The 12,504-nt window shown below is 39.8% G+C and carries 11 protein-coding genes; 7 read left to right on the forward strand and 4 right to left on the reverse strand.

Annotated features, from left to right (window positions below):
* Nucleotides 1-13: 13 nt before the first annotated feature.
* The gene (locus H6763_01400; protein ID MCB9803463.1) at nt 14-982 is read left to right on the forward strand and encodes a replication-associated recombination protein A; all 969 of its coding nucleotides are present in this window, start codon (nt 14-16) and stop codon (nt 980-982) included.
* A gap of 1 nt (nt 983) precedes the next feature.
* On the opposite strand, the gene H6763_01405 is transcribed toward H6763_01400, so the two are convergent.
* Both H6763_01405 and H6763_01410 read right to left on the reverse strand, forming a co-directional pair.
* Nucleotides 984-1,520, reverse strand: a complete 537-nt coding sequence (locus H6763_01405) for a CDP-archaeol synthase (protein MCB9803464.1) — start codon at nt 1,518-1,520, stop codon at nt 984-986.
* A gap of 10 nt (nt 1,521-1,530) precedes the next feature.
* Nucleotides 1,531-2,454: a hypothetical protein gene (locus tag H6763_01410; GenBank protein ID MCB9803465.1), complete on the reverse strand. Its 924-nt coding sequence runs from the start codon at nt 2,452-2,454 to the stop codon at nt 1,531-1,533.
* 341 nt (nt 2,455-2,795) lie between these two features.
* Here H6763_01410 and tyrS point away from each other — a divergent pair, with 341 nt between their 5' ends.
* From tyrS to H6763_01425, 3 genes are all read left to right on the forward strand, one after another.
* On the forward strand, nt 2,796-4,760 hold the full coding sequence (gene tyrS / locus H6763_01415; GenBank protein MCB9803466.1) for a tyrosine--tRNA ligase: 1,965 nt from the start codon (nt 2,796-2,798) through the stop codon (nt 4,758-4,760).
* 340 nt (nt 4,761-5,100) lie between these two features.
* A complete protein-coding gene (locus H6763_01420) occupies nt 5,101-6,609 on the forward strand; it encodes a bifunctional (p)ppGpp synthetase/guanosine-3',5'-bis(diphosphate) 3'-pyrophosphohydrolase (GenBank protein MCB9803467.1) in 1,509 nt (502 codons plus the stop codon).
* Nucleotides 6,610-6,774: 165 nt separating this feature from the next.
* Nucleotides 6,775-8,757, forward strand: coding sequence for an ATP-dependent DNA helicase RecG (locus H6763_01425; GenBank protein MCB9803468.1), 1,983 nt, complete (start codon nt 6,775-6,777; stop codon nt 8,755-8,757).
* 167 nt (nt 8,758-8,924) lie between these two features.
* On the opposite strand, the gene H6763_01430 is transcribed toward H6763_01425, so the two are convergent.
* A complete protein-coding gene (locus tag H6763_01430; protein ID MCB9803469.1) occupies nt 8,925-9,308 on the reverse strand; it encodes a hypothetical protein in 384 nt (127 codons plus the stop codon).
* Between the two features lie 132 nt (nt 9,309-9,440).
* On the opposite strand from H6763_01430, the gene H6763_01435 reads away from it, so the two are divergent.
* Complete coding sequence (locus H6763_01435) at nt 9,441-10,091, forward strand: hypothetical protein (GenBank protein MCB9803470.1); 651 nt, start codon at nt 9,441-9,443, stop codon at nt 10,089-10,091.
* Nucleotides 10,092-10,192: 101 nt separating this feature from the next.
* Here H6763_01435 and H6763_01440 read toward each other — a convergent pair whose 3' ends face one another.
* The gene (locus H6763_01440; GenBank protein MCB9803471.1) at nt 10,193-11,215 is read right to left on the reverse strand and encodes a flippase-like domain-containing protein; all 1,023 of its coding nucleotides are present in this window, start codon (nt 11,213-11,215) and stop codon (nt 10,193-10,195) included.
* A gap of 57 nt (nt 11,216-11,272) precedes the next feature.
* Here H6763_01440 and H6763_01445 point away from each other — a divergent pair, with 57 nt between their 5' ends.
* Both H6763_01445 and H6763_01450 read left to right on the forward strand, forming a co-directional pair.
* Nucleotides 11,273-11,725, forward strand: coding sequence for an RNA methyltransferase (locus tag H6763_01445; GenBank protein ID MCB9803472.1), 453 nt, complete (start codon nt 11,273-11,275; stop codon nt 11,723-11,725).
* Between the two features lie 15 nt (nt 11,726-11,740).
* Nucleotides 11,741-12,502 carry an RsmD family RNA methyltransferase gene (locus H6763_01450; GenBank protein MCB9803473.1) on the forward strand — a complete coding sequence of 254 codons (762 nt, stop codon included), beginning with the start codon at nt 11,741-11,743 and terminating at the stop codon, nt 12,500-12,502.
* Nucleotides 12,503-12,504: the final 2 nt, after the last annotated feature.

Raw genomic sequence — 12,504 nt, forward strand, 5'->3', positions numbered from 1 at the left:
TGGGGTTCACCTCATGGAAATAACCAAGATCGCATACCAAAACTATCAATTCAACAAAAGGACCATCGTGTTCTTAGACGAGATCCATCGATGGAACAAAGCCCAACAAGACACACTACTTCCGTATGTAGAGAAGGGGATCATCACACTTATCGGAGCAACGACAGAAAACCCCTCGTTCACTATCAACAATGCACTTCTATCTCGGACCAGGGTATTCACTTTTAAAGCATTGGATGCAAGATCTATAGCACAGAAACTCGAACAGGTATTGAAACTAGAGTATTCGGATATCACATATAAGAAAACAACTCTCCTCAAACTTTCCAAACTAGCCGGGGGAGACATGAGAAGTGCCTACAATATAGTTGAGATCGCAATATCAATTCTTCTATCAGAGATCTCCGATAAGAAAAAGAAGAAGGTCTTGAAGCTCGAACATATCTTATCAGCAAGTCAGAGACCTTTAATGTATGATCGCAACGGTGAAGAGCATTTTAACCTGATATCAGCAGTGCACAAATCTCTTCGATCCTCAGATGCAGATGCCGGAGCATACTGGGTTGCTAGAATGTTAGCCGGAGGCGAAGACCCTTTGTATATTGCTAGACGCTTAGTTCGCTTCGCTTCTGAGGATATAGGAAATGCAGATCCTAACGCACTGATACTTGCTAATGCAGTTTTTGATACTTGCCAGAGGATAGGGATGCCCGAATGTGAAGTGGCACTGATCCAATTATCACAATATCTAGCTGATGCGCCGAAAAATAATTCCGCATACACAGCCTCAAACAACATCAAAGACGATATACGCAAATATGGAGAACTTGACGTCCCTTTACATATCCGCAATGCACCAACAAAACTTATGAAAGAGCTAGGATATAGTAAAGGGTATATTTACGATCACGACCTGCCTAATAAAAGATCTGGACAACAATGTCTGCCTGATGTTTTGAAAAAAAGGAAGTATTTCAAGTGAACTAGATCTTATCCTGCTTGAGACCCAGATAGTATCCGATGATCGTAGCCAGAGGATGCATCAGACCATATATCAAAACGATCCAAAGATATACCAACAGACCGACATCAGTGAAAAGCAATACCACAATGCAACCACCTATCAAGAAATCGATCTGGTCGAAGGGAACCCAAGAAGAACCAGGTTGCACACCAACCTGACGCTTGAAAAAACTTTCAATGGAATCACCCAATAAAGCTCCAAATCCAAGAACTGCTCCAAACAAAAAAGCTGACCCAGAATATCCACTATCTATGAGTTGTGGAAACCCAGCAACATCAAAGAGAAGGTATGATGTCGAGGCACCAGCGACAATTCCAACTAGATAACCCCTAAAAGTTTTATGATCACCGAAGATCCTCTTTCCTCGAACAGTAAGCCTAAGATCGATCGGAATATCTAGAAAGCGAAAGATTTTTAGTTTCGAGGCAACGATCGGAGAAGAGTTTGAGATAGCAGCCGGAAAGAAGATTGCGAGAGCTATTAGAAAACTTTCCATTGGTTTCTGATCATCCGACAATTTTATGTATAAAGCGTTTTGCAGATTCGATCGTGATCTCAGGTATAAATAAACCCCTTTGTACAAAATTACCCTTCAGATCCCACAACCATCTTGTATCCACAAAAAATACCTCTGTATCATTGACGATCACATTATCTGTTAAACCAAACCAATCTCTAGATTCACCCATCATATAGCGAGGTCTCATATCCGGAACCTTATCTTCCAACATTGCCATGACCAGAACTAACACTGCAACCAGAAGCAACTTCGCCTGAACGATATCCGGTGCTTCGAGCTCATCGGCATCATGGAATAGCTCACCTCTGACATATTCCTGCACAATGTAGTAGGTGTCATTCCCAGAATTCTCTTCAGAGATAGATCCAGAGTACAGTAAGAATTCAGCAGGGAGAAGGTTTGTATCAAGTACTGATGATATTCGATCATAAACCTTCTGATCAAGATCAAAAGCGTAAAATTCAGAGGCTTTAACTAGCTGTTCATCAAGATGAGAACGCAAAGCTCTTTGTTTATCTCTTGTTCTATCGTATCTTTCATTTGTGGGGAATCTATGGTCGAAATATCCAAAGTACTCAGAAAACAGTAGATAATCATTGAACTGCCTAATGATCACGTCGGGATTTGGGAGAAAATATAATTTGAATGCGCTTAAGAAAGATTCTGTCATTGATGCCGGCACTTGGATATTCAGATTCTTAAAGAAGCTAATATCCAGATCCCACCGACCTTCCTTTACGACCCACCTCTCGTCATTGGTGAGATATGCTCTTGTATTCATACCCTTACTGAGAGGTTTGTAGCCGTATTTGCTTATGACTTCGGAAAAGTCTGACCTTTCCAACTCTCCGGATCCAGTATATGAGTTTGACTTCAGATAATTCTCAAGATCAATATGTTCATTACGCATCTAACCCTTACCTCATCTAACTAATTTATAACCAATCCACTATTGATATTAGCACAACCCTCGCAATATCCGAACATATCAGATATAATCTCCTAACATTGATGCCTTGAGGAGGAGATCCAGTAAGTGCGATACAGAGAGCGGATGTATGCTGAGAGTCCGTATGGCATATACACCATAAAATATATGCCCACCGAATTACACCTCCGAGCATTGATAATGAGGGCTATTAGCCGAAGCAAAGTGGTACCGCGTTTAAATAACTAATTCAAACGCCTTTGCATAGATACATACACGTGTATTTATGTGAGGGCGTTTTTTAATTTTAAAAAAGATCAGGTATGAAGATCTCAATAGGTGAAGAGCTGAAAAAGGTAGCTCCAGAATATAGAACAGCTGTACTGTTCTTCGATGTTAAGAATGATCTAAATGATATTGATGGTTCTTATCAGTACTTGTACTCTATCACCGATAGTATCAGAACAATGAGAGAAGAGGTGTTAGAGGGATCTTTCAGTAAGGATCTGTGGGAGAAGTTGTGGGGATCGCTCGAAATACGAATTGACCAACAACCCCCTGCACATATATCACTTCTCGAGAGACTTCTGACTGCTGAAGATATCCCCAATATCAATATCCTTACAAATATTGCAAATGCAATTTCTCTAAAGTACGGTGTCCCCGTAGGGATCCATGATATTTCAAAGGTACAGGGTGATATAACTATCGGAATAACTAGCGAAGATATGCCATTTGGTGACAGATCGAAAGGTGAGACATTAGTTAGGGCTGGAGAGCCAGCATACTTTGACGAGAGATCTATCCTCACACGCGGTTTGGTATCTAAACAAGCAACAACGACGCTTGTAAACGACAACAGTCGGTCAATTATGGTAGTTTTCGATTCGCTCAAGAAGGATGATGACCTGGAAAGTATCGCAAAGGACTTTATGGGTGCTTTAAACAGATTCCTCGGAGATATTGATGCTAAGTATGGAGTGATATCAAAAGAGCAATCATCCATAGAGGTAGACAGTGGTGAAGAGTTAGTTTTTGAAACACTGCAGTTCAAGACCTATCATATTTCTAAAGATGAAGAGATCATAAAAAGGATTTTGCACAAAGCTGTTGAGGATGTCCTACCATCATACGATATGCTTGAGGGTCTACTACGATCGGGACGAAGATTGAGGGTATACCAAGGTTTTGACCCTACAGCAGATACGCTTCATATAGGAAATGCTGTATTGATGAGGAAACTAGAAGATTTCAGGAAATTGGGTCACGAGGTTATAATGCTTATCGGTGATTTCACTGGAAGAATAGGCGATCCTACGGATAAATCAGCTGCCAGAACAAAGTTAACAGCAGAGCAGGTTAAACATAATCTCCGTAGCTATAAAGAACAGGCCAAAACATTAATTGACATCGATAATCCTGATAATCCTGTAAAAGTTCTGTTCAATAATGACTGGCTCGGACAGATGAGCTTTGCGGAGGTGATCGATCTCTGTTCCGAATTCACTGTTCAACAGATGTTGAAAAGAGATATGTTCCAAAAACGATTGTCAGAAGATCGACCGATATTTATTCATGAATTCCTCTATCCATTGATGCAAGGTTGGGATTCAGTACATATGGGGATCGACGTAGAAATTGGAGGTAACGATCAGCTCTTCAATATGCTCACAGGTAGAGACCTTGTCATCAAAAGACTCCACAAGCAAAAAATCGTGCTAACAGGAAAACTTCTAACTACAGATGATGGTAGGAAGATGGGCAAGTCTGAAGGGAATATGATAAAACTCTCCGACAGTGCAATAGACATCTACGGTAAGGTCATGGCTTTTTCTGATGATTTAATTCTTTTGGGATTTGAGCTTCTGACAGATGCATCTACAGATGAACTAGAACAGATCCAAAACAGACTTGCATCAGGAGAAAACCCTATAGTTCTCAAGAAGCTACTAGCTTTTCAAGTCACTTCGGATCTTAAAGATGAGTCCTCGGCAAAAGAGGCACAAAAATATTTTGAGGAGGTTTTCCAGAATAAAAGCTATGATGTCGAGATCCCTGAAGTAAATGTCGCTGAAGAAGAGATCAATATCCTAGATCTACTCAAGAAATATGGTGGACTTGGTCTTTCGGGATCTGCACTAAGGCGACTGATCGAACAAGGAGGAGTAAAGGTATCAGATCAAAGTATAAATAAGCTCAACGAGATCATAAGACCGAGTGACGGCATGGTCATTAGGATGGGGAAAAATACTATTAGAATAAAAAAGGATAGAACCCCGAGTTCTTAGGGACATATCAGCAAGACATACTAAGTTTCGACCTGCAAAACCGGTCAGAAGATAGTAGTTAGCTACTTACAATACATGCATTCATATATGAACCAAGGATGGTTTGAGAAGAAACGTTAAATCTTAACATCACTCAGAAATATCAGATACTCCTTGATTCTTGAGCTTTTAACGATTAGAATAACACGAGAGATGAACAGACCCATTAGAAAACACAACTTTAACCTACTACTAATTGTCATTACACCTGATATATAGGGGGATCTGTTTTAGTTGTAAATAGAAATGAACCCCCAGAAATGGGGGTCTTTATTTAACAAGATCTTATGTGCCTACAGAAATGGAAAAGATGAATCATAAACAACTTCGAGATCATATCTTAGAAAATGTTCCGAGTAAGTATCGATCCACAGTGATCTCGGCTATGGATCTATCAAAGAACGTCCATCAAGGACAGAAAAGATTATCAGGAGAGGATTACTATCTTCATCCATTAAACGTAGCTGCAATTGTTAGTGAGATGGGGATGGATGCTGTATCTATAGTTGTTGCACTTCTACACAACACCCTCAACAGCAAAGATCCACTATTAAATCAGGATGTCTCTTTGAGAATCCAGAAAGAGTTTGGCTCAGAGATATTATCTATGGTCACTGCATTACAAGGCTTTTCTTTAGCTACCAGAAGTCGATCAGATCAGGAAACAATAACACGCTTTCTATTAAGAAGTAGTCGAGATCTTCGCCTGATCATGATCAAATTAGCTGATAGATTGCATAATGCTCGTACCATCGAATCTCTTAGTGAGAAGAAGCAGAAGATCGCGGCACAGAACATGATGGGAATATATGGACCGTTATGCACATACCTAAACCTATACAAGATCAAGAAAGAACTTGAGGAGATCGCTTTCAAGATACTCAAGCCTGTTGAATACGAACATATCGATAAAGTAATGAAAGATCGAAAAGAGGTTGACGAAATGAGGCTTGAAAAGATAATGGGACATCTAGATAAGCTTGCAAAAAAAAGTGTCGGGAAAGATGTGAAGGTGTACGGCAGGATCAAAGGTCACTATAGCATATATCGGAAGCTTAAGAACAAAGAAGCATATACTGATAAAAATACGATCGATAATATTCTTGATCTGCTTGCATTTACAGTTATTGTTCCGACAGCAGAGGATTGTTACATACTGACCGAGAAGCTGATCAAAACTTCGCATGTGGATATGCGGCATTATGAAGATTATATAAAACAACCAAAAGAAAACGGATATCGTTCGATACATCTTATCATCATGCCCAATGGCGTGAGCGATAGAACCTATGAGATCCAGATAAAAACTGCTGAGATGCATCACTACAACATTTACGGACCTGCATCACATCTTGGATACAAAGGGGTGTATGGTTCCAAAAAGACAAGCTACGAGTTTTATTGGGTGAAAGATATTCACAAGAAAATGTATGAATTTCAGACTACAAGAAAAGATTCGTTCTCGATCCCGATACATTCAGATCTCTTTGACAACAAGATCTTCGTTTTTACACCTTCTAACGAGCTGATTGAGATGCCGATAGGCTCTACAGTCATCGATCTTGCATATCGCCTTCATTCAGATATAGGGAATAAGACAAGCGATGTAATGATCAATTCAAAAAGGACTCCACTTAGTCAAATGCTTCAGAATGGAGATCGCGTCGAGATAATCCGTGATCCTGATAAAAAACTCCCAGATCGGGAATGGCTCGAATTTGTTAGGACTCGAAGAGCAAGAGAGGCTATCGAATCAGAGTTTCGCAAACAACTCCTAAACGATGACCCTTACTTCACTCCGACCTTGTAGAAAAAAGATGTTTGGAATTATCCTGGCTTCATTGTAGAATCCAAGTATGAAAGATAAAACACGAGAACGAATTCGAAAAGTCCTAAGCATCATCGTTGCAGTGGCGATGGTAGCCACAGTACTTCTGCCAATGATATTTGCAATAATGAGCTTATAGCAAACCTAATGTTGCAACTTAGCGATCATATCACTAAGGTACCATTTATAGGTCCGGTTCAAGCAAAAAAATTGGAGAGGCTTGGTATCTATAGAATTGTTGATCTTTTGCTCCATATCCCCAAACGATATGTTGATTCGACTAACACCCAACCAATATCAGAGGCAAGACATACAGAATCTGCAACTATCAAAGCCACAGTTTCTGCGATCAGCAACAGCTACACACGAAGCCGAAAGACTATAACACGAGCAAAAGTTGATGACGGATCAGGATCTATCAATCTGATATGGTTCAACCAGAGATTTATAATTAAAAGTATCCACCCCACACACGAATACCTTTTTCAGATCAAAAGATCCAAACATGGGGGAGATCATTACGTCACAAATTACGAGGAGATCAAACAAAATGGGGAACAGCTTCATTTAGGCAGGATCAGCCCAATATACAAACAAACTGATGGTATATCGACCAAGTGGCTTCGTGCCAGATTATATGACACCATCAGCAAAGTCGACTTTTCAGAGGTTTCTGAACACATTGAAAACGCTGATGTACCTCTGGACCGATCCATTATGTCGATCCATTTCCCCGAAGATATGGAACAACTAAAAGGATCCATAATCCCTCTACAATTTGATGAGATGGTAGGTTTGGCATACGACATCAAGGAGCGAAAAGCTCTGATCGAAAGATACCCTGGAGTTCCGATATCCACCTCCAATACTAGACTTCAGGAGATCAGACAACTTCTACCTTTTACCCTAACTGAAGCACAAGAGGAGACTATCTCAGAGATCCTAGAGGATCTAAGAAAGAACACGCCAATGCATCGACTGATCAATGGTGATGTAGGTTCTGGTAAAACCGTACTCGCAATGATAGCCGCTTCAGCTACCATTGAAGCTGGTTACAAGGTCATACTACTTGCTCCGACTACTATACTCGCAAAACAACACTACGAGAATTTTAAAAATAATTCGTCTATCGTCACAGAAAAACTTGCACTTGTAACTTCAGAAGAAACTATATATGAAGACGATGCTGAAATGCTTATCGGAACACACGCCCTATTGCACAGAGAGGATCTACCAGAAGATACTGCACTTGTGATAATCGACGAACAACACAGATTTGGGGTTGAGCAGAGGAAAAAGATCCGAGAGATGGTAGGTGGAAACTTCATGCCACACTATCTGAGCTTGTCGGCAACACCAATCCCACGAACTTTAGCACGAATTATCTTTGGTGATATGGAAGTCTCGACGCTATCCTCTGGACCTAGCACCCGCAAGACTATTTCCTCACACCTAGTACCTGTAAATAAACGCTCGGATTGCTATCGATGGGTATATGAACAGATAAAGAGCACCGGCACACAAGCCTTCATTGTCCTACCACTGATCGAAACATCAGAAATTGAAACCGAGAGAGATCTATCTGTATTAAAGATCTACAAGGAACTATCTGAAGGAGAATTAAAAGGACTAAATATCAACTATCTTCACGGGAAGCTGTCTGACAAAGTGAAGATGAAAAGAATGAGTGAATTTCAAAGTGGCAAGATAGACGTTTTGATCTCTACGACTGTGATTGAGGTCGGGATCGATATACCAAACGCCAACATCATGGTGATCGAGGGTGCCGAAAGATTTGGTCTGGCACAGTTGCATCAACTCCGAGGTAGAGTAGGGAGAGGTGCTTCACAGGCATACTGTTACGTGATACCTAGTTCTGAAGATCCTGAAGCCCATACAGTCGAGAGATTGAAGTATTTTGTATCTCATAAATCAGGATTTGATATCGCTGAATACGACCTGAAAGATAGGGGGCCAGGACAGATCACCGGAGCAGAACAATCAGGTTTGCCAAATCTACTGATCGCCGATCTAGCTGATCTTGAAATGTTACGCAAAGCAAAGACGGTAGCTGAAAAGCTACCGTCTAGACCCTTCACTATCTTTGAGATGAAAAAGAGCTTAAGTTAACTAAAACCTAAAGTCCGGACACCTGATCATACTTCTCAGTTATCTGTTTAAAAACTTTACGATCGTTATTCCCATCTACTCAATTACAGATAACTAACCAAAAAACGCTTCTATTTAAACTGCCTTCTGTTAAATATGTCTAACATTCAAATGTACTTCTGTTCAAACTAACTTCTGTTCAAATGGTCAATTCCCGCTGTTGTATCTTCAAAAGGGTTACTAGAATCCCACTGACTTAACCTAGATAATTCGTCTTTTGAGATCTTCTCTCTTTGGTACAATCCGATAAGAGAGGTCTGATACTCTTCTAAAGAGAAATTCCCAGACATGATCTCCTCTCTGACATGCTCTGCAATATTTGCACTAGATAGAAATGCTGCTAATCGGATCCTACGGATCACATTTAGCAGATCTTCATTCAAGCAGGTATGATCTTCTGAAGAGACATATCCCTTATCAACTACTTCCTCGATCAAAGCCTTCGGTAACCTTAAAAGGTGCGAAAGCTTTTCTAATTCAATAAAATTCGTATCGACTTTTATATATGTCATGCCTTGCACCTTACAACTTAATATTCAGATTCTAATCCCTACACAGTAGTGTGTCAAGGGCGTCAAGTCCCACTTGACACTATAGCGTAAATGCGTTAAATTATAGGTGCTAAGTTATTAGATAGCCCTTATATGCACAGCATTCAACGAGATCTATTATCATTATCAAGAAATATTAACCTCGCCGACAGATCCTTAAGAGATATAGGGAAGTTAATAGGGGTAGAACATCCAGAAAAGATACGACATCACCTAAAACAACTTGAGAAAAAGGGGTTTCTGATCGTAGATAAAACGACAAATAGTGTCAAGAATGTCAATCCAAATAGATCCAAAGAAAACAAGTTCATAAATGTCCCGATAGTTGGCTCGGCCAATTGTGGTCCTGCGGAGATACTTGCTATTGAGAATATTGAAGGATATCTGACCACAACATCCAGTCTAGTTGGAAAGGGAGAACTTTATGCATTGCGTGCAAAAGGAGATTCTATGAACAGAGCAAATATAAAAGGAATGTCTATATCAGAAGGCGATTATGTCATAGTTGATAGATCAAAGAACCACCCTGAGAATGGTGATTATGTCGTCGTTGTACTAGACCAGGCCGCAATGATCAAAAAATTCCATACAGAAACGGAACAAGGTGCGATATATTTCGTCTCAGAATCTACTTCCGAGCATCCACCTATCGTCATATCAGGTGATGACCTATCTGATGTATTCATAAACGGTACGGTTGTGAGTGTAGTTAAAGACAATAAAAATCTAAGCCTCCAGGAGTAGTCGAATATAGCATAGTAGTGTAAAAAGCGTAGGGATCTAAATCCACAAGATAGTATAAGTTTTTGTTAATACTTCTACATTGGATCATGAACGATCTACAATTACTTTCCCATTCGTCTAAAAACGAAGAATCCTAAAAATATCGGAAGCCAAACTGACAATCCCCTATATGCTAATACTATTACAACAGCGGCTTCTTTTGGCACACCTACACCTGAGAACACAAGCTGAGCCGCACCCTCGACAAAGCCTATCCCATAGGGTGTGGGCGAAACTACCGTAAATAGATATATCACTCCGATCCCAACTATCAGTTGAAAAGCATCTACATGTATCTGGAATGATAAGAATAACAACCAAAGTACGATAACTGACAACGAGACGGTTACGAATCCCTTCATAAAAACCAATCCCAATGAACGGGAATCTTTACCATTCATAATTATCCTCGTGGATATATTGAAGTCATCGAGCCAAGAATTGATCTTTGAAGTACCCATCTGTAGGAATGAAACCTTTCGAATACCTCCAAATGTACCTAGAAATTCCTTAGTACCAAGGACAAATTTCTTTAGATACAATGGTCTATAGGTAGAGAACCACATGAACAATAGTACTAAGCTGTGCAGGAACAAAAATATGACAGCACTGATCACAAGTATTGACAAACCTTTAAAACCTGTCAGGTCCAGATATAACAAACCTGCACATATAAACAGGAAATACACCATGTTTACGACAATTTGTGCAAGCATAACACCAACCCACACACCTAAGGTTGATTTATGCGATCCTGATGATAATCGTTTTGAATATATGAACATACCACCCCATGCACCGAATGGTAGCGCAACATTAAAGAACAGCATCATGAGGTAGTAGAAGAATGATCTATTGCTATTGTTCTTGATGCCTACAAGCCTCGATCCTTGCAATAGTGTTGAACTGAGAGCATATACGGCCATCATCTGCACGACCACTGCTAAGATGAGCAAGACCGGTTCTGCACGTTGTAATATGCTTATCACATTCTCAATATCCGCAAGGTTTGTCGATATTGCATAAACAAAACCAATAAGTATCAACCAGTAAAATATCTTCTTCCAAGGTATATTATTTTTCATATGATGAATTCATTAACTATCCTTGATGTATAATACATAAAATCTCATAAAAATGTCATGACAAATCGTAAGATAGCTGTAATACTGGACAATATACGTTCCTCCCACAACGTTGGTAGTATTCTGAGAACCTGTGATGGGGCAGGAGTTACTCATGTATATCTTTGTGGGATAACTGCAACACCCAGAGATCACAAAGTTAGAAAAGCTTCACTAGGAGCAGAGGACTCAGTCTCTTGGAGTCACCATGGCAGTACAACAGAAGCTATCACAATTGCCAGAAGAAATGGGTATAAAATCATTTCAGTTGAATTAACAGATGATGGGAAAGATTATCATCTGTATGATCTAAACGGTCCGACAGCTTTTATCTTTGGTAATGAGAGATTGGGAATAGGAATGAACATCCTTGAGATCTCTGATGAAACGATCATGATCCCTATGCATGGAAAAAAGCTTTCATTGAATGTATCCATAAGTGCAGGTATAATCCTATTTCATTATATATAGCGTAAAAACTTAACCATGAGCTTAAAACATGACTCATTAAGAAAATTAAGGAAACAGAGAACTAAGTGGAAAGTAGAGTCTTGGGATGAATATGAACTCCGCGAACGAGAACTTCTAAAACAGATGGCTACAGATAATATCCTCACGACAGTAGGGCAGGTGAAGGTTTCAGCGGGTAAGGCAAAAGGCGCTATGCTCGACATACCGAAGAAAACACGACCACTAACAAATCGTATGAAGACACAGATATTTGATATGCTCGAACGAGATATTAGCAACAGAACGGTACTAGATCTTTATGCGGGTTCCGGTTCATTTGGAATAGAGGCACTTTCCAGAGGAGCGAAGAGTTGCCTTTTTGTAGATGCTGGAAAACAAGCAATTAGTTGCATAGAGGGCAATATTCAAAAAACAGGTTTCCTACTCGAAGCAATTGTGGTAAAAGAGAAAGTAGAGGAGTTCGTAAAGAAAACTTTGTCTGCAGAGCAAACATATGAGGTGATCTTCATAGATCCTCCATACAAACTATATAATCGAAAAAGACGCTTTAAGATACTGGAGATGATCCAAAACTCTAGTAGATTACTTCCAGGTATCAAGAACCCGGGTTCTAAGAAATTCCCAGGTGTTCTCATATTAAAACATCCAAATCATTATCCGATAAGTGATTTTAGGGTTGAGGGGATACGACTCTTGGAAACCTATGAATTTGGTATGAATGCTATAACTCTGTTCGTTGTAGAGACGGAAAATTCAAAAAGATCACTAGGTGATTGAAA

The organism is Candidatus Nomurabacteria bacterium, from assembly GCA_020632395.1.
GTDB lineage: Bacteria > Patescibacteriota > Dojkabacteria > SC72 > JAHDCA01 > JACKFQ01.

What these genes read in the sequence shown, in the direction of transcription:
- tyrS (MCB9803466.1), top strand. Translation starts at nt 2,796, where the DNA reads ATGAAGATCTCAATAGGTGAAGAGCTGAAAAAGGTAGCTCCAGAATAT.
- H6763_01420 (MCB9803467.1), top strand. Translation starts at nt 5,101, where the DNA reads ATGGAAAAGATGAATCATAAACAACTTCGAGATCATATCTTAGAAAAT.
- H6763_01435 (MCB9803470.1), top strand. Translation starts at nt 9,441, where the DNA reads ATGCACAGCATTCAACGAGATCTATTATCATTATCAAGAAATATTAAC.
- H6763_01410 (MCB9803465.1), bottom strand. Translation starts at nt 2,454, where the DNA reads ATGCGTAATGAACATATTGATCTTGAGAATTATCTGAAGTCAAACTCA.
- H6763_01400 (MCB9803463.1), top strand. Translation starts at nt 14, where the DNA reads ATGGAAATAACCAAGATCGCATACCAAAACTATCAATTCAACAAAAGG.
- H6763_01430 (MCB9803469.1), bottom strand. Translation starts at nt 9,308, where the DNA reads ATGACATATATAAAAGTCGATACGAATTTTATTGAATTAGAAAAGCTT.
- H6763_01425 (MCB9803468.1), top strand. Translation starts at nt 6,775, where the DNA reads ATGTTGCAACTTAGCGATCATATCACTAAGGTACCATTTATAGGTCCG.
- H6763_01405 (MCB9803464.1), bottom strand. Translation starts at nt 1,520, where the DNA reads ATGGAAAGTTTTCTAATAGCTCTCGCAATCTTCTTTCCGGCTGCTATC.
- H6763_01450 (MCB9803473.1), top strand. Translation starts at nt 11,741, where the DNA reads ATGAGCTTAAAACATGACTCATTAAGAAAATTAAGGAAACAGAGAACT.
- H6763_01445 (MCB9803472.1), top strand. Translation starts at nt 11,273, where the DNA reads ATGACAAATCGTAAGATAGCTGTAATACTGGACAATATACGTTCCTCC.
- H6763_01440 (MCB9803471.1), bottom strand. Translation starts at nt 11,215, where the DNA reads ATGAAAAATAATATACCTTGGAAGAAGATATTTTACTGGTTGATACTT.